This is a genomic window from Micromonospora sp. NPDC048835 (genome assembly GCF_040649995.1).
In the GTDB taxonomy this organism is placed as follows: Bacteria; Actinomycetota; Actinomycetes; order Mycobacteriales; family Micromonosporaceae; genus Micromonospora.
The window spans coordinates 156,794-180,977 of sequence record NZ_JBEZGM010000006.1; the positions used below are offsets into that span (position 1 = coordinate 156,794).

The 24,184-nt window shown below is 73.5% G+C and carries 19 protein-coding genes; 10 read left to right on the forward strand and 9 right to left on the reverse strand.

The genetic code is table 11. The features are described 5' to 3' along the window. Positions 1 to 63: 63 nt before the first annotated feature. From AB0C15_RS10040 to AB0C15_RS10055, 4 genes are all read right to left on the reverse strand, one after another. Positions 64 to 2,160, reverse strand: a complete 2,097-nt coding sequence (locus AB0C15_RS10040) for an amino acid transporter (protein ID WP_357350631.1) — start codon at positions 2,158 to 2,160, stop codon at positions 64 to 66. An 87-nt stretch (positions 2,161 to 2,247) separates the two neighbouring features. After that, positions 2,248 to 2,649: a hypothetical protein gene (locus AB0C15_RS10045; protein WP_357350633.1), complete on the reverse strand. Its 402-nt coding sequence runs from the start codon at positions 2,647 to 2,649 to the stop codon at positions 2,248 to 2,250. A gap of 375 nt (positions 2,650 to 3,024) precedes the next feature. Further along, positions 3,025 to 3,795 carry a DUF5995 family protein gene (locus AB0C15_RS10050; protein WP_357350635.1) on the reverse strand — a complete coding sequence of 257 codons (771 nt, stop codon included), beginning with the start codon at positions 3,793 to 3,795 and terminating at the stop codon, positions 3,025 to 3,027. Between the two features lie 138 nt (positions 3,796 to 3,933). Beyond that, entirely contained in the window at positions 3,934 to 6,831 is a 2,898-nt protein-coding gene (locus AB0C15_RS10055) for an AAA family ATPase (RefSeq protein WP_357350637.1), read from the reverse strand. A 193-nt stretch (positions 6,832 to 7,024) separates the two neighbouring features. On the opposite strand from AB0C15_RS10055, the gene AB0C15_RS10060 reads away from it, so the two are divergent. Beyond that, a complete protein-coding gene (locus AB0C15_RS10060) occupies positions 7,025 to 9,169 on the forward strand; it encodes an adenylate/guanylate cyclase domain-containing protein (RefSeq protein WP_357350639.1) in 2,145 nt (714 codons plus the stop codon). Positions 9,170 to 9,221: 52 nt separating this feature from the next. Here AB0C15_RS10060 and AB0C15_RS10065 read toward each other — a convergent pair whose 3' ends face one another. Continuing rightward, positions 9,222 to 9,767: a YciI family protein gene (locus AB0C15_RS10065; protein WP_357350641.1), complete on the reverse strand. Its 546-nt coding sequence runs from the start codon at positions 9,765 to 9,767 to the stop codon at positions 9,222 to 9,224. A gap of 192 nt (positions 9,768 to 9,959) precedes the next feature. On the opposite strand from AB0C15_RS10065, the gene AB0C15_RS10070 reads away from it, so the two are divergent. Both AB0C15_RS10070 and AB0C15_RS10075 read left to right on the forward strand, forming a co-directional pair. Beyond that, positions 9,960 to 13,232: a BTAD domain-containing putative transcriptional regulator gene (locus tag AB0C15_RS10070; RefSeq protein ID WP_357350643.1), complete on the forward strand. Its 3,273-nt coding sequence runs from the start codon at positions 9,960 to 9,962 to the stop codon at positions 13,230 to 13,232. 114 nt (positions 13,233 to 13,346) lie between these two features. Continuing rightward, on the forward strand, positions 13,347 to 14,015 hold the full coding sequence (locus AB0C15_RS10075) for a hemerythrin domain-containing protein (RefSeq protein WP_357350645.1): 669 nt from the start codon (positions 13,347 to 13,349) through the stop codon (positions 14,013 to 14,015). A 148-nt stretch (positions 14,016 to 14,163) separates the two neighbouring features. Here the strand turns inward: AB0C15_RS10075 and AB0C15_RS10080 are convergent, their stop codons facing one another. The 4 genes from AB0C15_RS10080 to AB0C15_RS10095 form a co-directional block, all read right to left on the reverse strand. Beyond that, a complete protein-coding gene (locus AB0C15_RS10080) occupies positions 14,164 to 14,772 on the reverse strand; it encodes a hypothetical protein (protein ID WP_357350647.1) in 609 nt (202 codons plus the stop codon). A gap of 80 nt (positions 14,773 to 14,852) precedes the next feature. Beyond that, positions 14,853 to 15,419: a dienelactone hydrolase family protein gene (locus AB0C15_RS10085; protein ID WP_357350649.1), complete on the reverse strand. Its 567-nt coding sequence runs from the start codon at positions 15,417 to 15,419 to the stop codon at positions 14,853 to 14,855. A 194-nt stretch (positions 15,420 to 15,613) separates the two neighbouring features. After that, positions 15,614 to 16,921: a phenylacetate--CoA ligase PaaK gene (paaK, locus tag AB0C15_RS10090; RefSeq protein ID WP_357350651.1), complete on the reverse strand. Its 1,308-nt coding sequence runs from the start codon at positions 16,919 to 16,921 to the stop codon at positions 15,614 to 15,616. 77 nt (positions 16,922 to 16,998) lie between these two features. Next, complete coding sequence (locus tag AB0C15_RS10095) at positions 16,999 to 17,448, reverse strand: MarR family transcriptional regulator (protein ID WP_357350653.1); 450 nt, start codon at positions 17,446 to 17,448, stop codon at positions 16,999 to 17,001. 137 nt (positions 17,449 to 17,585) lie between these two features. Between AB0C15_RS10095 and AB0C15_RS10100 the strand changes: the two genes are divergently transcribed. From AB0C15_RS10100 to AB0C15_RS10130, 7 genes are all read left to right on the forward strand, one after another. Then, entirely contained in the window at positions 17,586 to 18,806 is a 1,221-nt protein-coding gene (locus AB0C15_RS10100; RefSeq protein ID WP_357350655.1) for an MFS transporter, read from the forward strand. A 141-nt stretch (positions 18,807 to 18,947) separates the two neighbouring features. Beyond that, positions 18,948 to 19,706, forward strand: a complete 759-nt coding sequence (locus AB0C15_RS10105; RefSeq protein ID WP_357350657.1) for a class I SAM-dependent methyltransferase — start codon at positions 18,948 to 18,950, stop codon at positions 19,704 to 19,706. A 123-nt stretch (positions 19,707 to 19,829) separates the two neighbouring features. Continuing rightward, complete coding sequence (locus tag AB0C15_RS10110; RefSeq protein WP_357350659.1) at positions 19,830 to 20,303, forward strand: CrcB family protein; 474 nt, start codon at positions 19,830 to 19,832, stop codon at positions 20,301 to 20,303. Continuing rightward, positions 20,300 to 20,662 carry a fluoride efflux transporter CrcB gene (gene crcB / locus AB0C15_RS10115; protein WP_357350661.1) on the forward strand — a complete coding sequence of 121 codons (363 nt, stop codon included), beginning with the start codon at positions 20,300 to 20,302 and terminating at the stop codon, positions 20,660 to 20,662. Before AB0C15_RS10110 ends, crcB begins: the two co-directional genes overlap by 4 nt. Before the next feature lie 167 nt (positions 20,663 to 20,829). Further along, entirely contained in the window at positions 20,830 to 21,354 is a 525-nt protein-coding gene (locus AB0C15_RS10120; protein ID WP_124853978.1) for a PadR family transcriptional regulator, read from the forward strand. After that, a complete protein-coding gene (locus AB0C15_RS10125) occupies positions 21,351 to 22,031 on the forward strand; it encodes an ABC transporter ATP-binding protein (RefSeq protein ID WP_357350663.1) in 681 nt (226 codons plus the stop codon). The genes AB0C15_RS10120 and AB0C15_RS10125 overlap by 4 nt, the downstream gene beginning before the upstream one ends. Further along, entirely contained in the window at positions 22,028 to 24,181 is a 2,154-nt protein-coding gene (locus AB0C15_RS10130) for an FtsX-like permease family protein (RefSeq protein ID WP_357350665.1), read from the forward strand. Before AB0C15_RS10125 ends, AB0C15_RS10130 begins: the two co-directional genes overlap by 4 nt. Positions 24,182 to 24,184 lie beyond the last annotated feature (3 nt).

The following is a 24,184-nucleotide window of genomic DNA, read 5'->3' on the forward strand; positions in this document are numbered from 1 at the left end:
GGAAGGTGTGAACGTGAAAGAGTGCCCCTGTTCATCTTTTTGAGTCGCAGAACGGGACGACCGTCACCCGCCGACGTGGATGCCGGGCCGACGCAGCGGGTCCCGCTCGGTCCGGCGGATGATCTCCCGCACCACCGGCGGGGTGTCCCCCCGCCCCAGGATGAGGTAACGCGCCAGGTGCGCGATCGGGCTCCCCTCCGACCACTCGAAGTGCGCGTGTGGCCGTACCCCGGTCGCGTCCCGCAGGGCCAGCAGGATCGCGGCGATCGCGTTCGGCGCGGCCGGGCTGTTGGCCCGCAACACCCGGAAGCCGCCCACCTCGATCCCGTGCACGCGCAGCACCTGACTGAACTCCGACGGATCGACCACATCGATCTCCAGGAACAGCACGTCCGCGGCCCCGGGCACCGGGTTCATCCCGCGCTGCGCGCGCTCCTTGACCGTGTACTCCTTCACCGAGCCCTTCTGCCGTTTGTTCGCGATCAGGTGAAGCTGGCCGTCGTGCGCCAGCGACTCGGTGATGAACCGACGGGCCGCCTCGTCGAACTCGATCCGCTCGGCCCGCAGCTCGGTGGTCCGGGTGACCCGGGAGACCAACGAGACCGCGATGATGCCGAGGATGAACAGGGCGGAGATGGTGATCCCGTCCGGCTGTTCGATGACGTTCTCCAGGAGCGCGTACAGCAGCACCAGGGTCAGCACGGTGAAGCCGATCGCGGCGCCACGCCGGCGGTGCCGGGCGGCGGAGATCGTCACCGCCACCGCGCCGGAGACCATCATCGCCAGGATCCCGGTGGCGTACGCACCGGCCTGGGCGTTGACGTCGGCGCGGAAGGCGATGGTGATGGCGACGCTGACGACGGTGTAGACGATCACCACGGGGCGTACCGCCCGCGCCCATTCCGGTGCCATGCCGTACGACGGCAGGTAGCGCGGCACGATGTTGATCAGCCCGGCCATCGCCGAGGCGCCGGCGAACCAGAGGATGAGCACACTGCTCACGTCGTAGACGGTGCCGAACACCTCACCCAGGTGGGTGTGCGCCAGGAACGCCAGCGCCCGCCCGTTAGCGGCGCCGCCGGGCCGGAACTCCTCCTTCGGGATGAGCACCGAGGTCACGAAGGTCGTCGAGATCAGGTACACGGACATGATCAGCGCGGCGGTGGTGAGCAGCCGCCTGGTGTTACGGATCCGGGCGGCGAGCCGGGCCGGCTTGTCCGGACCGTCGGCCGCGACCAGGGGCATCATGCTGACCCCGGTCTCGAAGCCGGACAGCCCCAGCACCAGCAGCGGAAACGCCAACACGGCGGTGAGCAGCACGTGGCCCGGCCCGCCGCCGGTCGCGCTCACCGCGGCCGTCCAGTCCGACACGATGCCCGGGTCCTCGACGATCCGGGTCACCGCGACCACGACGATCACCGCGTTGAGCGCCAGGAAGACCGCGACCAGCGGGATGGCCACCACCACCGCCTCACGGAAACCGAGCAGGAACACCCCACCGAGGATGAGCAACAGCACCACCGTCACCACGACCGGCACCAGGGAGCCGTGCAGGGTGTCCGGCAGGTACGGGTTCTCCAACAGGTGCACGGTGGCGTCGGCCGAGGACAGGGTGATCGTGATGATCCAGGAGGTGGCCACGAAGCCGAGCAGGACGAGGACGAAGATCTTCCCCCGCCAGAACGGCAACAACCGCTCGAGCATCGCCACCGAGCCCTGCCCGTGCGGGCTCTCGTGGGCCACCCGCCGGTACATCGGCAGCATGCCGAACAGGGTGAGCACGACGATCAGGAGCGTCGCCAGCGGAGAGAGCGCACCGGCCGCCACCGCCGCGATGCCCGGCAGGTACGACAGCGTGGAGAAGTAGTCCACCCCGGTCAGGCACATCACCTGCCACCAGGCGTGCCGACGGTTCTGCCCCTCGCCCGCCTCGGGACCGGGCGGCTGCACCTGGTGCTGGAAGAGCCACCGGCGCAGCGGACTTGCCGGCGGCGCCGACTGGGCGGGGGTGGGCACCCGTTCGGGCACCACCACCCCCTGCCGGCCGCCGCGGTGCGGGCGGGCCGGATCGCGGGCCGCCCGCAGCGCCGGGTCCGGCCCGGTCGGCGCGTGCCGGCGTCCGGTCCAGCGTCGTGCCTTCGCCCGGTGCTCGTCACCCATCGCCAGTCCCACCCTCACAGGTCCTGATCCGACGGTAGGCGGTGCACCGGGCCCCGGTCGGCGGAACCGTGCAGCTGTTCGACCTGTTCAGGACAGGTCCGGGACGGCGAGCAGCCGGGCCAGCGCGGGCGGGTCGGCGACGGTCACCGTGGCCGCCGGGTGCCGGGGCCGCCCTCCGGGCAGCAGCGCCGGCACCGGTACGCCGAAGCGCAGGCAGATCCCGCCGGCCGCGCTGCTGCCGAAGGTCGCACCGCCGTCGGCCAACGACAGGTGTGGGCCGATCGCCCGCCACCAGCGGTACGGCCCGCTCAGCTCGACGGCGGTGACGTTGTCCCGGGCGGTCCGTAGCCGCCACGGCCCGTACCGGATCGTCAGGTCCCGCTCGGTGACGGCGACCCAGGTCGTCGCCGGCCGGACCCCAAGCAACGCCAGCGCCGGGCGGAACACCGGATCGAAGCGGAACGGAAACCGGGCCGCGACGCCGGTCATCGGGTGCCGGGCCGCGCGGTGGGTCGCGACACCGGGCCACCCGGCCGCAGAGGGCCGGGCCGCGCGGGTCGGGGACGGGCGGCGGGCCGGCGCCGGGCCAGGACGGTCATGGCGCGGGCGTACCCGATCCGAGCCCGCCGACACCCCCGAATCCGTCCGCCGTCGGCGTGCCCCCGCGCGCTGTCCCCCACCGCCGGCCGGCACCCCCCGGGCCGGCCGACGGTGGCAGACGGTCGACACCCCCCGGGGCCGACCGGCTGTCCCCCCGCGTGGCCGGCCCGACCTCGGGCGACCCAGCGGGGGTGGAACATGTGGAACGCGTCCCCGCGCTCCGCCGCCCCCCACGGGGCGGAGCGCGGGGACCCCCCGTCCCAGCTACTGCAGGAACGCCCCGAGGGGCGAGAGCAGCAACCGGCCGAGCGCTGCGGCGTTGTCGTCCAACCGTGTGCGCTCACACTCGCGGGCGTCCGGATCGTGCCGGCACCGCCAGATCTTCTGCGCGTTACGCCAGGCGACATCGCGCGTGTACTCGACCAGTTCCCCCTGGTACCAGTCGTCGATGTCGCCGTTGAGCATGTCGATGAGCAGTTGCCACCGCTCCAGGTAGCCCCGGCGCAGCCCGGGGATCTTGTCGGCGAAGATGTGGTTGATCTCCAGGTAGTCGTGGTGCTGGTCGCTGCCGTCGACCGGCTCCGACTCCAGGTGGTCGAACGTGGTCACCAGGGCGAACGGCAGGTCGAAGTTGATGTGCGCGTTCACCCCGGCCGCAGCCGAGGGCAGCGGGCGGGCATCCGGCCCCCGCATCCGCTCGAAGAGGCAGGACCACGCCTTCGGGGTGCCGGGGCTCGAGTCGGTCCAGAGTCGCATCGCGTCGAAGTACCGGGCGGCGAACTCGACGTCGAGCCGGGAAAGGAAGACCGGGTCGACGAAGCGGTCGTCGTACAGCCCGTCCAGCACGCTGCTGGTGATGGTCAGGTAGAGCCTGTTGAAGTCGGCGAGGGGGCAACTGGCCTCCAACGGAGGCAGCCGGACCAGCATGTCCTGCAACTTGGTCAGGTGATCGACCACGGCCGGCACGTCCGCGGGATGATCGGCGAGCAGGTCGACGATGTCCCGGTGCACGGGCCCCCAGACCTGTTCGATCATTTCTCCTCCATCGTGGTCGGCGGCCTCCCCCGTGCCGTCGTCGACGCGGCCCAGCCTCTCAGCCGACACCGGCCCGGGGGATCAGTAGAACGACGTATCCCGGCGCACACACGCGCCGGGATACGTCGGAGTGGTCAGTCAGCTCCGTTGGTTGCGCAACTGGATCGCGCTTGCCTGCACGCGGGTACGGACCTGCAGCTTGTCGAAGATGTGCGACACGTGCACACCGATGGTCCGCTCGCTGATGAACAGCCGCTGCCCGATCTCCTTGTTGGTCAACCCCTCGGCGACCAGGGCGAGCACTTCCCGTTCCCGTGCGGTGAGCGCCGCCAACTCGTCGTCGGACACCTCGGCCGGCGCGCTCCGCTGACCGGCGGTGCTGTCGCGCTCGTCGAGCGACACCCGGGCCCGCCCCGCCAGCTCGCGGATCTCCGAGGTCAACGGCACCGCGCCCAACCCCTGCGCGACCCGGTACGCCTCCCGCAGCAGCTTGCCGGCGGTGGCCACCCGGGTGCGGCGCGCCAGCAGCGCCTCGGCCTGGCGCAGCCGCGAGTAGGCCGCCGGGTAGGGGTGGTTGCGTCGGTCCCACTCGGCAGCCGACGCCGCCCACAACTCCGGGTCACTGCCGTCGAGGCGGCTCACCTCGGCCACGCACAACGCCAGGAATCCCTCCACCACCGAACGCACCGGCCGGGCGGCCCCGGCGCTCTTGCGGGCCACCCGGTCGGCCACGTCCCGCAGTCGGCGAACCGCTGTCGGGTCGACCTCGATGTCGCGGCTGACGTGGGCCTCCGCCTCGGCGCGCAGGCCGTGCCAGACCAGTGCGGAGAGGATCATCACGTCGTCGGAAGGACTCTCGGTGAGGCCCCGCTGCACCGCCTGCCGCGCCACGTCGTGCCGGCCCTCCCACATGGCCAACCCGGAGCGCAGCGTGAGCAGCGGAATCACGTGACGCGCCCCGCCACCGGCGAGCAGGGTCGCCACCGCGTCGAGATCCCGACCGGCGGCCTCGACGTCGCCGTAGCCCACCGAGAGCCGACACCGGGCCAGCAGCAACTCCACGGCATCCGCGCCGGACGGTCGGTGCCGCAGGGCAACGGCCACCACCTTCTCCGCCTCGGCCCACTGGCCCACCCGGAACAGCCCGTTGATGGCGATGGCCAGCAGCCGGGTGCCCCAGGTGCGGCCCAGCCCCAGCTCGGCCACCCGTTCGGCACCCCGCCGGGCCACCACCACGCCCTCCTCGAGGACGTTGAGTGGCCCGGTCAGCAGCTCCGCCAGGTGCAGGTACGCGCACGCCACGTCCTCGGGCTGGCCGGCACGCTCGGCGGTGTCGAGGGCGTCGCGCATGACCGCGAGACCCGCGTCCGGGTCTTCCAGACAGGCGTCGCTGAAGCCCAGCGCCGAACTGGCCAGGACGACCTCGGTGGCCGAGCCCGCCACGTTCTCGGCCAATGCCAGCGCCTCCCGGGCACGCGCGCCGGCGTCGGCGTACCGACCCAGGTGCAGCAACAGCTCGGCCAGCCGGGCGGCGGCGCTCGCCTGGTCTCGGGGGGAGCAGTCCCCCGCCGTGAGCGCCCGCTGGTACTCCTCCTCGGCCAGCGCGGAGCGACCGGCGGCGGCCAGGTAGCGGGCGCGGCGGATGCGCAGCGCACAGCTCGGCTCACCGCCGCGAAGCGCAGCCAACTCCTCCAGCAGGGCCAACGCGCGCGCGTGTTCCCCGCAGTGGTGGGCCGCCTCGGCGGCGTTCTCGAGCAACTCCATCCGGTCCACCGTCAGCGGGCCCGGCTCGGCGGCCAACTGCAACGCCGCCGACCAGTGCCGGTGCGCCTCGGCGTAACCGTGCAGCCGCTCGGCCTCCTGAGCGGCCGCCACCGCCGCCGGCAGGGCGCGCGCCGGCTCGCCGGCCAGCCGCCAGTGGTGCGCCAGCCGGGCCTGGTGCAGCTCGCCCGGGACCGTGGTCAGCGCCTCGGCGTAGCGGCGGTGCAGCCCGGGGCGCTCGGCCGGCAGCAGCTCGTGCGCCAGCACCTCGGCGACGAGGCGGTGCCGCAACCGGTAGCCCTCGTCGGCGCCGACCAGCAGCCGGTGCGCCACCGCGGCCCGGGCGGCGGCGATCAGCTCGTCCTCCGGCATCCGCAGCACCTCGGCGAGCAGCCAGTGCTGCACCGGCTCGACACCGGCGGCCACCGCGTGCACCACGGCGTGCGCGTGCTGGGGCAGCGCGTCGACCCGGTCGAGGAAGATCTCCCGCAGGGTCTCGGACAGGCCGTCGCGGCCGTCGCGCAGATCCCGGGCCAGCTCCTCGATGACGAACGGGTTGCCGCCACTGCGCTGCCACACCTGCTCGGCCGCGTCCGCGCTGAGCGGTCGGCCGACCACCGCGGCGGCGAGCGTCTCGGTGTCCGTCCGGCCCAGCGGGGCCAGGTCGAGCACCCGCACGGTGCGCAGCCGACGCAGCTCGGTGAGCACCCGGCGCAGCGGATGCGCGCCCTGCAACGACTCGGCCCGCACCGCGGCCAGCACCGACAGTTGGAGGTCGCCCAGGCCGGCGAGCAGGTAGAGCAGGAGCTGCCGGGTGCTGCGGTCGACCCATTGCAGGTCGTCGAGGATGAGCACCAACGGGCGGCCCTCGGCGATCAGGTGCAGGCCGCGCGAGACCCGCTCCAGCAGCGCGCCCGCGCCGTCCGGGCCGGCGGTCTCGTCGGCGACCATCTGCAACAGCCCGCGTACCGCCGAGGAGGTGCGCGCGTGCGAGGTGGACACCTCGCTGTCGAACCTGCGCAGCGCCTGCAACAGCGGGTGCAGTGGGGAGGCGTCGCCGATGTCCAGACAGCTGCCGGTGAGCACCACGGCGCCCCGCTCCCGCAGGCGGTCGCCGATCTCGCCCAACAGCCGGGTCTTACCCACACCGCTCTCGCCGGTCAGGAAGACCGCCGCGGTCTGCCCGTGCGCGGCGTCACCGAGCAACGCGGACCGAACCGTCTGCACCAGCTCGGCCCGGCCCACGAGCGGTGCGGTGTCCACATCGCTGGCCATGCCACGCAGCCTAATCACAGGGCCCCACACCGTTCTACGGTCGTCTGCCGCTTGTGGTACTCCTCGCGTCGACTTTGCGACTAAAGGTTGCGGGTGGCCGACATACGTCGTTCTGCAGATCCCCCGTCGGCTCAGGAGTGCCAATCTCCGGGGTGATCAGGCAACAGCGGGGAGAAAGGCCGGTGCGATACCCATGACCACCAGCATCATCGCCGACGCGCAACGGACCGTCACCCCGCTCTGGCCGGTACCCGAGGAGAGGCGCATCGTCACCGTCCTCTTCGCCGACATCGTCGGCTCCACCGCCCTGGTGAACCGCCTCGACCCGGAGGACGTCCGCGCGATGCAGCGGGCCTACTTCGACACCGTCGCCGGTGTGCTGCACCGCTGGCAGGGGGTGGTGGAGAAGTACATCGGCGACGCCGTGATGGCGCTCTTCGGCGCCCGGCGCTCCGACGGCTTCGACGCGTACCGGGCGGTGCGCGCCGGGCTTGAGATCCAGGCCGCACTGGACCGGCGGCCGATGGTCGACGACATCCGGCTGCGCGTACGGGTCGGGGTCGCCACCGGCGAGGTCGTGGTCGACCTGGGCGACGCCGTCACCGGCGGGCACGGCGCGGCCAGCGGTGCGGTGATCACCACGGCGGCCCGCCTGCAGGAGTACGCCGCACCCGGCGCGGTGGCGCTCTGCGCGGCGACCGCCCGCGCCACCGCCGGCCTGATCGCCAAGCGTCAACTGGCGCCGGTGACCGGTCAGGTGCCGCCGGCGCCGCTCTGGCACGCCGTCGGTCCGGTACGCCCCGGTGCCGAGCGCCACGACGGCCCGCTCGTCGGTCGACGCCGCGAGCTGGCCACCGTCCGCGACCAGCTGGGTTCCGCCATCCGCGACCGGGCACCACGCTGGGTCTCCCTGGTCGGCCCCACCGGCAGTGGCCGCAGCCGGCTGCTGCACGAGCTGACCCGTGGCCTGGCCACGGTGGACGGATCGCCGGTCCGCTGGTGCGTGGCACCGTGCCAGCCGTGCCCCGACCAGGCGTTGGCGCCGGTCGCGTACCTGCTCCGCGACGTCGCCGGGATCCGGCACGGCGACGGCCCGGCGGCCGTCCACGACCGACTCGTCGCGGCTCTGACGCCGCTGCTTGCGCCGACCCGGGTGGCCACCGCCGTCTCGGCGCTGCACCGGATGCTCACCAGCCCGGACGGTTCGGCCGCCGCCCTCGCCGGCGCGGCGGTCGGCCGGGAGGTCCTGCTGAGCCTGGCAGCCCACCGGCCTCTGATCGTGGCCGTCGACGACCTGGACCGGGCCGCGCCGGCGGTACGCCGGTTCCTGCACGCGCTGTTCGGCGCGGCGACCGAGCGCGGCCTGCCGTTGGCCCTGCTCACCGTGCACCAGCCGCAGTGCGCCGACACCCGGCCCGACCCGGCCCGGCCGGTGACGATCGGACCGTTGGCCACGGTGCAGTCCGGGCGGCTGCTGCGCCACCTGCTGGCCAGGGCCGGGCAGCCGGTGGCCCTGGTCGACCGCCTGCTGCCGCTCGTGGGAGGGCGCCCCGGACACGCGGCCGCGTACGTCACGTCGGTGGTGGACGGTGCCGACCCGGCGGCGCTCCCGTTGCCCGAGGTGGTCCGCCGGGCCGTCGGGCCGGAGCTCGACCACCTCGACGGTGAGCGACGGGCGGTGCTGATGGCCGCCGGTACCCTCGATGACCCGATCTGCGGCGAGGCCGTGGACCGGGCGCTCGGCTGGACGCCCGGCCGGGCCGCACCCGTGCTCCGCGGTCTTGTCGCCGCCGGGCTGTTGCTCCCGCACCGCGTGGACGGGTACGCCTTCGCCGCGCCCGCGCTGCGCCAGGTCGCCGCCGAGCGGTTGCCCCGCGCCCTGCGGGTCGTCTTCAAGCGCCGGGCCGCCGGCCTCGCGCACCTCGACACCGCCGACCTGGCCGACGATCCGGCCGGCTTGGTCAACGCCTCGACGGCGGACGCCGAGATCGTGCGCCTCGACACCGTCGGCGCTCGCTCCGGTCACCTCGACGCCGTCTTCGCGGCGCTGACCCCGGTGGGGCCGGACGGTGCCACCGACCCGAACCCGCCACGGCGGGGCAACCCCACCCCGACGATGGCCGCCCGTCCCGCCGTGGCGAACCCCGGCACCGACCGGACGGTCGGCGGTGGTTCGCCCCGGGACACCGGTCGGCTCGCAGCGTCGGCACGCGCCACGCGTACGGGTGCGGCGGGGAACTGGAGACTCGTCGACGTCGACGCCGCGCCCGGCACGTCACGGTCGACGCCCGGCCCGCCGTTGACACGCCGACCGGACGGCCTGCCCGCCTCCGCCTGACCGACCCTCGGCGGGGGCGGCAGCCCCGAACCCGGCAGCGTCGGCGGGCGGCTCAGGACGGCCGCCCGCCGAACTGCCAGTTGTGCACCTCGACGTCGGCGTACCGGTCGGCCGTCAGGATCGCGCGCGCCGCGCCCGGGTCGGGCGCCCGCAGCAGCGCGGCGGTGCCGAGCCAGGTGGCGCCGTCGTCGGACAGCAGGGGCCCGTACGCGATCAGCTCGTCCGGGTCCGACGGCACGGCCAGGTCGACGGCCGGTCCCGAGCCGAGGCCGAGCACCAGCCAACGGTTGCCACCCGTGCGGCCACCCGGAAAGTCCCACATGGTGCGGCCCAGCGCGTTGCGCCACCGGCGCACCAACACGTCCCGGTACACACCGGCCTGGTAGGTCGGCTCCTCGAAGGCGAAGGCCCGCGCGGCGGCCGGATCGGGCACATCGAGGATGTGCACGCTGCCGGTGGCCGTGTCACCGACGACGGTCGGGCCGCGGGCGATCAGCTCGGTCGCGAACCTGTCCATGTAGGACCAGTGCTCGTGCAGCATCTCGTCGCGCAGCGCCGCCGAGCCGGGCCGGTCCCGGTGGTAGCACAGAAACTCCATGCCGCGCATTCTCTACACCCCGGCCGGCTCGGTCGAGCCGGTTTTCCGCCGCCGTCGCCACGAGGCGCGTTCCGCGGCGCACCGCGCGGTGGGGAGCCGCCGCGCCTACGGTGAGCTGGCCGGCAGTGTCCCGGAGGAGCGGACGACCCGGATACCAGCGGGACTAGGATTGGTGCCGTCATGCTGCTACGGGTGCTCGGACCGCTTGAGGTCGAGGTCGACACAGGCGGGCCGGTCGACCTCGGCGGCCCCCGTCAACGCGCCGTGCTCGCGCTCCTGCTCGCGGCCCGTGGCGAGGTCGTCTCCGTCGGTCAGATGATCGAGGACCTGTGGCGGGGTGATCCGCCGCCGCGGGCGATCGCCTCCCTCCAGGCGTACGTCTCGCACCTGCGTCGCCTGCTGGAGCCGGCCCGCGAACGCCGCGCGCCGGCCCGGGTCCTGGTCACCGCGGCACCGGGCTACGCGCTGCGGCCACCCGCCGAGGCCGTCGACGCCTGCCGGTTCGAGGCGCGGCTCGCCGAGGCCCGCACGGTGAGCCCCGCCGACCCGGGCCGGGCACGTCGACTGCTGACCGACGGGCTCGGCCTGTGGCGCGGCCGGGCGTACGCCGAATTCGCCGGTGAGCCGTGGGCCCAGCCGGAGGTGCTGCGGCTGGAGGAGCTGCGGCTCGGCGCCCGGGAGTTGCTGCTCAACGCGGTGGTGCGCTGCGGCGACGCGGCCGAGGCGGTGCCGGAGGCGGAGTTGCTGACCCGGCAGGCACCGCTGCGGGAGGAGAGCTGGCGGCTGCTGGCGCTGGCGTTGTGGCGTACCGGCCGGCAGGGTGACGCGCTCGCCGCGCTGCGCCGGGCACGCGCGACCCTGGTGGAGCACCTCGGACTGGACCCGGGTCCGGCGCTGGCCGAGGTGGAGTCGGCAATCCTGGGCCAACGGCTCGACCTGCTGCCACCCGTGGCGGCGACAGCCGTACGTGGCGGGCGACAGGCGTCCGAGGAGGTCTTCGTCGGTCGGGAGACCGAGCTGACGGCGCTCCGGGAGGCAGCGGCCGACACGGTGGCGAGCGGGCCGCGTGTCGCCCTGCTCAGCGGCGAGGCCGGGGCCGGCAAGACACGTCTGCTCACGCGCTTCCGCGAGGAGCTCAGCGCCCACGGTTGGCTGGTCACCGTCGGTCGCTGCCCCGAGGTGGAGGGCGCCCCGCCGGCCTGGGCCTGGGTCGAGGCGCTGCGGCGACTCGCCGAGCAGGCACCCCCGGGTGACCTGGCGTCTCCGCTCGCCCCGCTGCTGGGCGGGGAGGACGGTGCGGCCGATGGCGACGTCACCGCCGGCCGATTCCGGCTGCACCGCGCCGTGGGCGTCTGGTTGGACGCCGCCGCGGCCCGCAGACCTGTCGCCGTCGTCCTCGACGACCTGCACGCCGCCGACGCCGAGACGTTGCTCCTGTTGCAGAGCGTCACCGAGATGACCACCGGCGCCGTCCTGTTCGTCGCGGCGCTGCGGCCCGCCGACAACACCGAACGGCTCGCCGACACGATGGCGGTCCTGGCCCGGCGGTCACCGCAGCGGATCCCGTTGGGCGGTCTGAGCGCGGTGGAGGTCGAACGGCTGCTCGGCGTGCTCGCAGGGACCACCGTCGACCCGGACACGGTCGCCGCGCTGGCCGAGCGGACCGGCGGCAACCCGTTCTACGTCCGGGAGTCGGCGCGGCTGCTCGCCGCCGAGGGCACGCTCGTCGCCACCTCCGACGTGCCCGAGGGGGTCCGCGACGTGCTGCGCCGACGACTCGCCCGCCTGCCGTCGTCGACGGTTTCGGTGCTGCGCCTCGCCGCCACGCTCGGGCGGGAGGCGCAGGTGCGGACACTCGTCGACGCGGCCGGCACCGACGAGGCCCGCGCCCTCGAAGCGCTGGAGGTCGGGCTGCGCGCCGGCCTGCTCACCGAGCCGGCGGCGGGTCGGGTGCGCTTCGTGCACGGCCTGGTCCGCGACACCATCTACACCGACGTGCCGCGGCTGCGCCGGACCCGCCTGCACGCCCGGATCGCCGAGGCCACCCGCCGGTTGACACCCGACGACTACCCGGCGCTCGCCCACCACTACGCCCGTGCGGCCTCGGCCGACACCGCGCCGCTCGCCGTCGACTACGCCATCCGCGCCGCCGAACTGGCCGAGCGGCGGTACGCGTACGACGCCGCTGTCGAGCTGCTCGGCAACGCCGTCGAGGCCGCCGCCACGGTCGCCGGGGACCGCGACGCGCTGCGGGTCGACCTGCTCGGACGGTTGCTACGCGCCCAGGCGCGGGCTGGCGCGGTGGCCGCCGCCCGGCAGACCCGGGCCCGGGCGATCGACGTCGCCGCGGCGTCCGGCCGGGACGAGCTGCTGGTCGCGGCGTTCACCGCGTGGACCGTCCCCACCCCGTGGCTGACCCACGAGTACGGGGTGGTGGACCACGAGGTCGTCGAGTTGCTCACCCGACTGCTGCGCGCCGACCACCTGGACCCGGTCGCCCGCTGCCGGCTGTCGGAGGCGCTCGCCACCGAGTTGGACGGCGAGTCCGACCCGCGAGGCGTGGCGGCCGGACAGGAGGCGCTGGCCCTCTCGCGGCGGCTCGGCGACCCCGAGCTGCGCGCCCTCGGGCTGGCCGCACGGTTGCGCACGATGAGCTACGAACGGGAGGCGCCGGCCCGCCGGGAGTTCGCCCGGGAGCTGCTCGACCTCGCCGACGAGCACGGGCTGGTGACCTACCGTTCGGTGGCCGAGCAGGCGCTGGGCCACTGCGCTGCCGCGCTGAACGAACCGGACGAGCTGCGCCTGCGCGTCGCCCGGCAGGGGTGGCTGGCCGAGACGTACCAGCTTCACGAGGCGCAGACGATCAACCTGTGCTCGCTGGGCGCCCTCGCCCACGTCGCCGGTGACTTCGCCGCCGCGCGGCGGCACTACGACGAGGTCGCCGTGCAGATGCGGCGGCAGGGTTCGCTGCACGCCGAGGCGTTCCACTACTTCTCCACCGGCACCCTGTTGATCAGCCAGGGGCGGTTCGGTGAGCACCTGGAGGCCACTCGGCGGATACGGGGGTCGTTGGGCCCGATCGTGGACGACCTGCTGGCCCTGGCGCTGATCGGGAGCGGACGGCTGGACGAGGCGCGGGCCATGCCGATCGGGCGGCACACCTACCGCCCGGACTACTTCGCGTCGGCGCTGCTCACCGTACGCGCAATGGTGATCGTGGCGCTGGGTCGGCGGGATCTGGCCCAGCCGGTGATCGACGCGCTGCTTCCGGTACGCGACCAACTGGCCGGTTTCTCCACCACCGCGGCCGTGGTGCGGCCGGTCGCGTTGACGCTCGGGGAGCTGTTCCGGCTGCTGGGCCGCGACGAGGAGGCGAGCAGGCACTTCACCCTCGCCGCCCGGGTGGCCCGCCGGTGGGGGTCGCCGCACTGGCTGGCCGCGGCGACGGCGGCGCTGGCCGACTGACCGCTGCGGTTGGTGGATTCCAAGCCGTCTCCAAGTGGCACCGAGCATGATCAACATATCTGTGCCAGTTGATCCCTCGGAAAGGTCACCGTGAACCAGAACCATCGCGAAGCCATGGCCGACGTGCGCGACATGTACATGGCGCACTCGGCGCTCCGCCGCGAGTTCAGCCTGCTGCCGCAGCTCGTCCGCGACGTCGCGCCGGGCGACACGGCGCGCGCGGAGGTCGTCGGCGCCCACGCCGAGATGCTCTGCCACATCCTGCACGTGCACCACGAGGGCGAGGATCTGCTGCTGTGGCCCCGGCTGTTGGAGCGCGGCGGCGCGGAGGCCGCGGCGATCGTCCCCACCATGGAGGCGCAGCACCACGCCATCGAGGACGCCCACGCGGCGGTGATCGCCCTCCTCCCCCGGTGGCGCAGCACCGGACGCGACGGTGAACAGCTCACCGACGCCCTGGAGCAGCTGCGCACCGCGCTCATCGACCACATGGCCCTGGAGGAGAACGAGATCCTGCCCCTGGCGCAACGGCACGTCACCGCCCGGGAGTGGATGCAGCTCGGCGAGCACGGTATGAGCAAGTCCCCGAAGAAGCAGCTCCCGCTGGCCTTCGGTCTGGCCATGTACGAGGGCGACCCGGAGGTGGTCAGGGCGGTGCTGGCGCACGCCCCGCTGCCGGCCCGACTGCTCATGCCGATCATCGCGCCCCGGCTCTTCGCCCGCCACGCCAAGCGGGTGCACGGCACCGCCACGCCCCCGCGCATCGGCGCCAGCGCACGCTGAGCCCGGTCGCCGACCTCGCAGGACGTCGGCGACTCACCCGACCAGGCGGGGTCGTGCCCGGTTGTCCAGTGGGGCGCTGGACGTTCCGAGTTCGACTACGCCGTCGAGGGGGCGGCGTAGTCGCGTTCCCGGAGGCAACGGCTGGGGGTCACCGTTGCGGATGGGCGACAGCCGCGCCACCCGCCGGGGTCGCCAGTCCGGCGTCGGCGTCGCCCTGCCGAGGTGCGCCGTCCCTGACATCGGAGCGGGACGGCCGCCAGCGAGGTCGAGGCGCGGGCAGCAGCGGATGGGTCATCGGCGCGTCGGCACGGATCTGCTGGCGCAGCTTGTCGAGTCCTGGCCACCAGCCGGGGTTACCCTCCACCACCTCGGCGAGCACCGGGCTCTGCCGCAACATCTGGGCCGGCCAGAGATGCCAGGTGTGGGCGTACGTGAAGGCGGGCAGCAGTGGGGCCATCTGGAGGTTGCACTCGAGGAGATCCGCGAGACCTTCGGCCAGGGTCACCACCCTGCGGCGTGCCGGGTCGTCGGTCGCGCAGGGTCTGCCCTCGAAGAAGTACGGGCGCAGTGCCGGATCGTCAAGTATCCGCCCGTGCCACGCCTGACCGACGTTGTTAATCTCGAGGATCGCGTTCGCCGAGCCGATGCAGTTGTTGATGCGGCTCTGTCTGGCGACCTCCCGCGTCTGCAGCGCGGAGAAGCAGAGCGAGACCGCGACCAGGATCAGACCGATGACGCTGAGGACCGTTTCGTTCACGTCGGCACACCCTTCGACGAGAGCCTGTCCTCACGTTACGGTGACGTCACAACCCCACCCTGTCGTCGCCGGCCGGGTGCTCAGCGGGCGGCCAGGAAGGCCAGCACGCGCGGCCAGGCCGCCGCGCTGGCGTCCGGGGAGTGCTCGGCGACGTCCGGGTCGGTGAACAGGTGGCCCACACCGGGATAGCGGAAGACCGTCAGGTCGGCGCCGGCGTCGGTCAGGGCCTGCTGCCACTCGTCGACCTCGTCCGGTGCGTCGTACGGGTCGGGGTCGGCGAGGTGCAGCTGCACCGGCAGGCCGGGTCGGACCGCGTCCGGGGCGCCGCCGGTGCCGTGCAGCAGGAGCAGGGCGGCGGCCTCGGGGCGTTCGGCAAGCAGCGCCCCGGCCACACCGGCGCCCATCGAGAAGCCGGCGAGCACCGTCTCCGCAGGCAGGTCCCGCAGCGCGGCCCGGGCCCGGTCCAGCACGACGTCGTGGCCGACCTTGTCGAGCAGCGCGAAGCCCTCCTCGACGGTGTCGGTGGCCGCGACGCCGTACAGGTCGGGGGTGCTGACCTGGTGCCCGGCGGCGCGCAACCGGTCGGCGGCGGCGCGGACGGCGGGCCGCAACCCGTACACGGAGTGGAACAGCACGACGTGTGGCATCCGGTCATCCTGCCGCAGCCGACCGGCAGCCCGGCGTGGCCACGCGGAGGGGAAGTCAGACCAGTGCCGCCTTCCGTGGCGGACCTGTGTCGACGACGTCGGACCGGGACTGCTCGTGATCGTTGGCAGCTGAGCGACTCGACACGCCGCGGTCGACCCTGCCGAGCTGCCACCGATCGCGGTCGGCCAGCCGGTCAGCCGGCATGGCGTTTGTCGACGATGCGGCGCATCTTGCCCATCGACCGCTCCACCGTGTCGGGGGCGAGGACGTCGACCGCCACGCTCACACCGATGGTGTTCTTCACCAGTTGCGCCAGCGTGTCGCCGGCCCGCTCGGCGGCGGCCGTCTCGACGCCGGCTCGCCGTTCCACCCGCACCGTGAGGGTGTCCAGCCGGCCGTGCCGGTCGAGGACGCACTGGAAGTGTGGCGACAGCTGCGGGGTGCGCAGGATCAGCTCCTCGATCTGGGTGGGGAAGATGTTCACCCCCCGCAGGATCATCATGTCGTCGGTCCGGCCGGTGATCTTCTCGATCCGGCGCATCGGCCGGGCGGTGCCCGGCAACAGCCGGGTCAGGTCGCGGGTGCGGTAGCGCACGACCGGCATCGCCTCCTTGCTCAGGGAGGTCAACACCAGCTCACCCCGCTCGCCGTCGGGCAGCACCGCCCCGCTGGCCGGGTCGATGATCTCCGGGTAGAAGTGGTCCTCCCAGAGGTGCAGGCCGTCCTTGGTCTCGACGCACTCGGTCGCCACGCCGGGCCCCATCACCTCGGAGAGCCCGTAGATGTCGACGGCGTGGATGTCGAGCTGCTGCTCGATCTCCTGGCGCATGTCCTCGGTCCACGGCTCGGCGCCGAAGATGCCCACCCGCAGTGACGTGGCGCGCGGGTCGATGCCCTGGCGGCGCATCTCGTCGACGATGGCCAGCAGGTAGCTGGGCGTGACCATGATGACCTCGGGTTCGAGGTCACGGATCAGCACGACCTGACGCTCGGTCATGCCGCCGGAGACCGGGATGACGGTGCAGCCCAGCTCCTCGGCGCCGTAGTGCGCGCCCAGGCCGCCGGTGAAGAGTCCGTAGCCGTACGCGACGTGCACCCGGTCGCCGGGGCGGCCGCCGGAGGCGCGGATCGACCGGGCCATCAGGCGCGCCCAGGTGCGCAGGTCGTCGCGGGTGTAGCCGACCACGGTCGGCCGACCGGTGGTGCCGGAGGAGGCGTGCAGGCGGGCGACCCGCTCCCGGGGTACGGCGAACATGCCGAACGGGTAGTTCTCCCGCAGCTCCGCCTTCGCGGTGAACGGGAAGCGCGGCAGGTCGGCGAGGTCCCGGCAGTCGTCGGGGTGCACCCCGGCCGCGTCGAACGCCCGGCGGTAGTGCGGCACGTTGTCGTACGCGTGCCGCAACGACCAGCGCAGTCGGTCGCGTTGCAGGGCGCGCAGCTCGTCGATGCCGGCGCGCTCGATCGGCTCCAGCTCCTCCGGACGAGGGGTGCGGTCCTGCATCGGCTGCCTCCTTGGCGCGGCGGTCCCGGTGGGGCTGCGGGTACCGTACGCCCGCGTTCGTCCGGCCGGACGGGCGGTCAGCGGGTGGCCGGCAGCCGGTGCAGGGCGTCCACGAGCGGTGCCAGCTCGGGGGTGGCCTCCGCCTGGGCGAGTGCGTCGGTGAGCACCCGGTCGTGGGTGGGCCGGGCCTGGGCGAGCAGCTCGGAACCGGACGGGGTCAGCTCGGTGTAGATGCCACGCCGGTCGTCGGCGCAGAGGATCCGGGTGAGCAGCCCGCGCTGCTCCAAACGGGTGACCAGGCGGGTGGTGGCGCTGCCGGAGAGCGCGGCGGCGCGGGCGAGCTGACTCATCCGCATGTGCCAGCCGTCCTGCCGGGAGAGCGCGTCGAGCACCGTGTACTCGACGACGGACAGCTCGTGGCCCCCTTGCAGGGCGCGCTCCAGGGCGGTCTCGATCAGGCCGTGCAGCGCGGCGAGGGTGCGCCAGCCCTGCGCGCGGATCTCGACCGCGTCGTCGGCGATGCCCATGCCGGCCTCCTCGGTGTGATCTGAACGGACCCCAGACTATCACGCTTGCGCGGATATAAAGCGCGTGCAAGTATTTTCGTTGCCGGCGCGTGTAGTTGCACGCGCCGCATATCTGCCCCCTCCCCGATGGGAAGACCATGTCCGTACGCCACCCGTCCCTGCCACCCGGCCTGATCGCGCTGGCCATCGGCGCCTTCGGCATCGGGCTCACCGAGTTCGTGATCATGGGTCTGCTACCTGAGGTGGCCGCCGACTTCGCGGTCACCGAGCCGGTGGCCGGCTGGTTGATCTCCGGTTACGCGCTCAGCGTGGCCGTCGGCGGGGTGCTCCTCACCGCGGCGGTCACCCGACTACCGCGCAAGCCGGTGCTGCTCGGCCTCATGGTGCTCTTCATCATCGGCAACCTGCTCTCCGCCGTCGCTGGTGACTACGCCGTGATGATGGCCGGCCGGATCGTCGCCGCGCTCTGCCACGGCGCGTTCTTCGGCATCGGCGCCGTGGTCGCCGCCGGCCTGGTCGCACCGGCCCGCCGGGCGGGCGCCATCGCCACGATGTTCGCCGGCCTGACCATCGCGAACGTGCTCGGCGTACCCTTCGGCACCTTCCTCGGACAGCACTTCGGCTGGCGGTCGACGTTCTGGGCGATCACCGCCATCGGGGTGGTGGCACTGGTCGGGCTGGCCCTGCTCGTCCCGGCGGGGGACACCGCCAACGCCGACCGCCCGGCCGGCGGGCTGCGCGGCGAGTTGCGGGCCTTCACCCACAGGCAGGTCTGGCTCTCCCTGGTGATCACCGTCCTGGGTTTCGGCGGGATGTTCGGCGCGTTCACCTACATCGCCTTCACGCTCACCGAGGTCAGCGGCTTCGCCAGCGGCACCGTGCCGTGGCTGCTCGTCCTCTTCGGGGTGGGGCTCTTCGCGGGCAACCTGCTCGGCGGCCGGGCAGCCGACCGGTCACTGTCGCGCACCCTTGTCATCGTCCTGGCGGTGCTCACCGTGGTGCTGGTCGGGTTCGCGCTGACCGCCACGAACCCGGTGCTGACAATCGTCGCGCTGGTGCTGATGGGCGGCTTCGGGTTCGCCACCGTGCCGCCACTGCAGATGCGGATCATGCGGTACGCCCACCAGGCGCCGACCCTGGCGTCCGGGGCGAACATCGCGGCGTTCAACCTCGGCAACGCGCTGGGTGCCTGGATCGGTGGGGTGACCATCGCCGCCGGGCTCGGCTACACCTCGCCGATCTGGGCCGGCGCCGCGCTCACCCTCGCCGGCCTCGGCGTACTCCTCGGTGCACTGCGGCTGGCCCGTCGCGACGAGCCGGCGCGGGCCGACGCGACCTTGACGGGGACCGCGGCCTGACCGGCTCCGACGACGACGCCGGGACGGGCGGAGGCCCGGCCCGGCGTCGCTTCGATCATCGCCCTGCCATCTTCCCGCAATTGCAAAAGATGTGCAACAAGCTCTGGACAACGCGCGTGTGCCGTAACTAGCCTGCATGTCATGAGTCCTTACATTGCGGATCCCTGGGCCTGGCAGGAGAGCTGGGACCGCCAGCAGGAAGCGTTCATGCCGGACCGGGAACACCGGTTCACCGCCATGCTGGACACCGTCGACGCGGTCCTCGACGGGCGGCCACCGCGCGTGCTCGACCTGGCCGGCGGCACGGGCACCATCTCGCTGCGGACCCTCGCCCGCTTCCCCGCCGCCGAGATGACAGTTGTCGACCTGGACCCGGCACTGCTCGCCATCGCCGCCGCCTCGCTGCCCGACCGGGCCACCATCGTCACGGCCGACCTCGGCACCCCCGAGTGGCGCGCCACGCTCCCCCACCAGGAGTACGACGCCGTGCTCACCGCCACCGCCCTGCACTGGCTGCCGGCCGACCGGCTCGGGCAGCTCTACGCCGAGCTGCGCGAGGTGCTGCGACCCGGCGGCGTCCTCGTCAACGCCGACCGCATGCCCGACGACGCCCTGCCGGAGCTGACCAAGCGGCTGGCGGACCGGGCCCGGGACCGGCGCAACGCCCGGTACGCCGCCGGCTCGGTGCTGTCCTGGTCGGACTGGTGGCAGCGGGCCGGCACCGACCCGACGCTCGCCCCACTGGTGGCGCAGCGGCAGGCGATCTACCCGACCGGGCACAGCCCCGAGTGGACCCCGCCGGTCTCCTGGCACCTGGCCGCACTCACCGCGGCCGGCTTCAGCGAGGTCGGCACGGTCTGGCGAGGCGGCCCCGACGCCGCCGTCGCGGCAGTGCGCTGACGCCGGCGGCAGCGCCTGACGCCACTGTCGGCATCAACCGTTGACGCCGGCAGCGCGCCCCCGGAGGCCGTCACCGTCCGGCCCGCGCGGACACTCCCGTCGCCGGCACTACGCTGAGGAGCCGTGCCAGAGCCGTTCGAGCCGCGTACCGACCCCGACGTCGACCTGAGCGTCCCCGCCGACCGGCGCGAGCTGACCACCCGTCCCGGGACGACCCTCGCGACGATCGCGGCCGGCGGGGTGCTCGGCGCGCTGGCCCGGGCCGGCCTGCAACACGCCGTTCCGCACCCACCGGCCGGCTTTCCGTGGGCCACGTTCACCATCAACACGTCCGGGTGCCTGCTGATCGGCGTGCTGATGGCGGTGCTCGGGCACCTGCACGGCGGGCACCCACTGGCTCGCCCGTTCCTCGGGGTCGGGGTGCTCGGCGGGTTCACCACCTTCTCCACCTACGCCGTCGACATCCAACAGGCGCTCGTCGTGGGCGCACCTGGCACCGCGGTCGCGTACCTCGCCGCGACGCTGCTCGGGGCGCTCGTCGCGGTCGGGGTGGGTGACGCCGCCGCCGCCGGGCTGCTGCGCCGGGTGACCCGATGACCGCCCTGCTCATCGCCCTGGGCGCGGCGCTCGGCGCACCGCTGCGCTACCTCACCGACCGGGCCGTGCAGTCCCGGCACGGCTCGGCCTTCCCCTGGGGCACGCTGCTCGTCAACGTGGCCGGGTCGCTGCTGCTCGGCGCCCTGGTCGGCTGGCCGGCCGGCCCGGCGGTCAGCGCGTTGCTCGGCACCGGGTTCTGCGGCGCGTTGACCACCTACTCCACCTTCAGTTACGAGACGCTGCGGCTGGCCAAGGGTGGCCACCGGCTGCTCGCGCTGGCCAACGTGCTGGGCAGCGTGGCCGCCGGGCTCGCCGCGGCAACCGCCGGTTACGCCCTGGCCCGCGCCCTGAACGGCTGACGCTGGCCCGCGCCCTGCGCCGCTGACCCTGGCCCGCGCCCTGCGCGGCTGGCCCGCGCCGGCAGCACCGCACCGACTTCATCGACGACAACGCCTGGACCAGGCGACACCCGTCAACACACCGAGGGTATATACGCGAGGTATACCCTCGGTGTAGTGTGCCGGGTATGAGCGTGCCACTGACCCTTCTCGGCCTCCTCGAACGAGAGCCCAGCCACGGTTACGACCTGAAGCGCGACTACGACGCCTTCTTCGGCCGCGGCAAGCCACTGCCGTTCGGCCAGGTCTACTCCACCCTCAGCCGACTGGCCCGCGACGGCAAGGTGGTGATCAGCGACGTCGCCCCCGGCTCCGGCCCGGACCGCAAGCGCTACGTCATCACCGACGTCGGGGCGACCGAGGTCGAGCAGTGGCTGACCCAGCCGGTCGACCCGGAGCCGCACCTGCAGACGGTGCTCTTCGCCAAGGTCGTGCTCGCGCTGATGCTGGACCGTCCGGCCGCCGAGTACCTCGACACCCAGCGCAGCGCGCACCTGCACCGCATGCGGGAGCTGACCGAGATCAAGCGCGCCGGCAGCCTGGTCGACGCGCTCCTCGCCGACCACGGCCTCTACCACCTGGAGGCGGACCTCCGGTGGATCGAGATGACCGGCGCCCGACTGGACGCCCTGCGGAAAGAGGTACGGCCGTGAGTGTCGTGATCGAAGCGCGTGACGTCGAGTTCTCCTTCGGCCAGACCCCCGCCCTGCGCGGTGCCAGCGTCGCCGTGGAGGCGGGCGAGGTCCTCGCCGTCATGGGCCCCAGCGGCTCGGGCAAGTCCACCCTGTTGCACTGCCTGGCCGGCATCCTGGTGCCCGACTCCGGCGAGATCCTCTTCGACGGGGCCCGGGTGCACGCCATGGCCGAGACCGAGCGCAGCAGCCTGCGCCGGGACCGGTTCGGTTTCGTGTTCCAGTTCGGTCAGCTCGTCCCCGAACTCACCGCGGTGGAGAACGTCGCGCTGCCGCTGCTGCTCAGCGGCGTACCCCGCAAGCAGGCGCTGTCGAGGGCGCACGGCTGGTTCGCGCGGCTCGGCCTGGACGGCCTGCAGCAGCGCCGCTCGGGTGAGCTCTCCGGCGGGCAGGCGCAACGCGTGGCCCTGGCCCGCGGCCTGGTCGCCGAGCCGCAGGTGCTCTTCGCCGACGAGCCGACCGGCGCACTCGACTCGCTCACCGGCGAGCAGGTGATGGACCTGCTCGTCGGCGCCGCCCGGGAGCAGGGCACCACTGTCATCCTGGTCACCCACGAGCCCAGGATCGCCGCGTACGCCGACCGCGAGGTCATGGTCCGCGACGGGCGGGTCAACGCGCCGGACCGGGTCGCCTCATGATCCGCTTCGGGCTCCGTCTCGCCGTGGCCGGCGGCCGGGAGGCGCTCACCCGCCTGCTCGTCATCGCCGCCGCCGTCGCGGTCGGCAGCGGGCTGCTGCTGACCACCCTGGCCGGGGTCAACGCCACGAACGCGCAGCTCACCCGGTACGCGTCGATGTATCCCAACGCCTCGACCGGCGACGCCGACCCGCTTTGGTGGTCGACCCGGCAGGACTACTTCCAGGGCAGGCAGATCATCCGGATCGACGTCGCCGCGACCGGTCCGAGCGCGCCCACCCCGGTCGGTGTCCCGGCCGTTCCGGGGCCGGGTGAGTACTACGCCTCGCCCGCGTTGCGGGACCTGCTGGCCGACCACCCGGCCGACCAACTGGGTGCCCGCTACCCGGGGCGGAGCCTCGGCACCGTCGGCCCGGCCGCGCTGACCTCGCCGGACACCCTGCTCGTCATCGCGGGCGGCGCCCCCGACCAGGTCGCCAAACTGCCCGCCGCGAAGCAGGTCACCAGCGTCGGCGACACCCCCGCCCTCCCGGAGACCGCGGTGAACCTCATCCTGGGCGTGGTCGCCGGCGGGCTGCTCTTCCCGGTGCTGATCTTCATCGGCACCGCCACCCGGCTCAGCGCCGCCCGTCGCGAGCAGCGCTTCGCCGCGATGCGTCTGGTCGGCGCGACACCTCGGCAGATCTCGACTGTCGCCGCGGTGGAGGCGGCCGCCGCCGCCGTGGCCGGCACCGCCGTCGGCTTCGCCCTGTTCTACGCCCTGCGCGACCCGCTCGCGGGCATCCCGTTCACCGGCATGCCCTTCTTCCCCGACGACATGTCCCTGGGCGTGCTGGACGCCCTGCTGGTGGCGCTCGGCGTCCCGGCCGGCGCGGCGCTGGCGGCCCAGGTCTCGCTGCGCCGGGTACGGATCTCACCGCTTGGCGTCACCCGCCGGGTCACCCCACGGGCACCGCGCGCGTGGCGGTTGATCCCGGCCCTGCTCGGCGTCGCCGTGCTGTTCTTCGCCATCGGCTTCAAACCGGAAACGTCCGACGGCCAGGCGGCGGTGTTCCTACCCGGACTGCTGCTCATCATGGTCGGCCTGGTCTTCGCCGGCCCCTGGTTGACGATGGTCGGCGCCCGGGTGATGGCCCGGTACGCCAACCGCCCGGCCACGCTCATCGCCGCGCGCCGCCTGGCCGACAACCCGAAAGCCGGCTTCCGGGCGATCAGCGGCATCATGCTGGCGCTCTTCGTGACGAGCGTCGCCGTCGGCGTGATCACCACGATCGTCGCCAACCGCGGCCCGGCACCGGTCGGCTCGACCGACGCGGGCACGGTGACCACCGTCTTCGACGAGAAGGTGCCGTCGGTGCCCGACCCGCTCTTCGCCGAGCTGCGGGCGATCAACGGGGTGCGGTCCGCGACCGCCATCCGCGAGAACCCTGACCCCATGGACGGCGGCGAGGTCGGGGTGATCGCGTGCACCGACCTGCCCAGCGCGTACGGCCGGTGCGCCGACGGCGCGAGCGTCATCGAGGTGCCGCTCGGCCTCAGCCGCTGGCGGGAGTCGGCGTCGCCGGCGACGGTCTGGCCGGCCGCGTCGTTCACCCTCGCCGAACTTGAGCGGCTACCCGTCTTGGCGATGGTCGTCGGCACCGACGGCTCCGCCGCCGCCGTCGAGCGCGTCCGCACCCTGCTGGAGGTCGCCTTCCCGACATTCTGGGTGGGCCCGAACGTGCCCGGTGACTTCGAGGCGGACTTCGCCGACACGCTGCGCGGCTGGGAGCAACTGGCGAACGTCATCGTCATCGCCAGCCTCGCGCTCGGCGGGTGCAGCCTCGCGGTCAGCGTGATCGGCGGTCTCACCGAACGCCGCCGCCCGTTCAGCCTGCTGCGCCTCAGCGGCGCGCCGGTGCGGGTCCTGCGCCGGGTGGTGGCGTTGGAGAGCGCCGTACCGATGCTCGCCGTCGCCGCCGTCGCCATCGGCATGGGCCTGCTCGCCGCCCACCTGTTCCTGCGGGCGCAGATGGACTACACCCTCGTCGCGCCGCAGCCGGGCTTCTACGTCATCGTCGTGGTCGGGTTGGCCGCCTGCCTCGGCGTCATCGCCTCCACCCTGCCGCTGCTGGAACGCATCACCGGGCCGGAGACCGCCCGCAGCGAGTAGCCG

Excerpts from the sequence above, each read along its gene's own strand:
- AB0C15_RS10040 (WP_357350631.1), bottom strand. The coding sequence starts at position 2,160 with ATGGGTGACGAGCACCGGGCGAAGGCACGACGCTGGACCGGACGCCGG.
- AB0C15_RS10045 (WP_357350633.1), bottom strand. The coding sequence starts at position 2,649 with ATGACCGGCGTCGCGGCCCGGTTTCCGTTCCGCTTCGATCCGGTGTTC.
- AB0C15_RS10050 (WP_357350635.1), bottom strand. The coding sequence starts at position 3,795 with ATGATCGAACAGGTCTGGGGGCCCGTGCACCGGGACATCGTCGACCTG.
- AB0C15_RS10055 (WP_357350637.1), bottom strand. The coding sequence starts at position 6,831 with ATGGCCAGCGATGTGGACACCGCACCGCTCGTGGGCCGGGCCGAGCTG.
- AB0C15_RS10060 (WP_357350639.1), top strand. The coding sequence starts at position 7,025 with ATGACCACCAGCATCATCGCCGACGCGCAACGGACCGTCACCCCGCTC.
- AB0C15_RS10065 (WP_357350641.1), bottom strand. The coding sequence starts at position 9,767 with ATGGAGTTTCTGTGCTACCACCGGGACCGGCCCGGCTCGGCGGCGCTG.
- AB0C15_RS10075 (WP_357350645.1), top strand. The coding sequence starts at position 13,347 with ATGGCCGACGTGCGCGACATGTACATGGCGCACTCGGCGCTCCGCCGC.
- AB0C15_RS10085 (WP_357350649.1), bottom strand. The coding sequence starts at position 15,419 with ATGCCACACGTCGTGCTGTTCCACTCCGTGTACGGGTTGCGGCCCGCC.
- paaK (WP_357350651.1), bottom strand. The coding sequence starts at position 16,921 with ATGCAGGACCGCACCCCTCGTCCGGAGGAGCTGGAGCCGATCGAGCGC.
- AB0C15_RS10095 (WP_357350653.1), bottom strand. The coding sequence starts at position 17,448 with ATGGGCATCGCCGACGACGCGGTCGAGATCCGCGCGCAGGGCTGGCGC.
- AB0C15_RS10100 (WP_357350655.1), top strand. The coding sequence starts at position 17,586 with ATGTCCGTACGCCACCCGTCCCTGCCACCCGGCCTGATCGCGCTGGCC.
- AB0C15_RS10105 (WP_357350657.1), top strand. The coding sequence starts at position 18,948 with ATGAGTCCTTACATTGCGGATCCCTGGGCCTGGCAGGAGAGCTGGGAC.
- crcB (WP_357350661.1), top strand. The coding sequence starts at position 20,300 with ATGACCGCCCTGCTCATCGCCCTGGGCGCGGCGCTCGGCGCACCGCTG.
- AB0C15_RS10120 (WP_124853978.1), top strand. The coding sequence starts at position 20,830 with ATGAGCGTGCCACTGACCCTTCTCGGCCTCCTCGAACGAGAGCCCAGC.
- AB0C15_RS10130 (WP_357350665.1), top strand. The coding sequence starts at position 22,028 with ATGATCCGCTTCGGGCTCCGTCTCGCCGTGGCCGGCGGCCGGGAGGCG.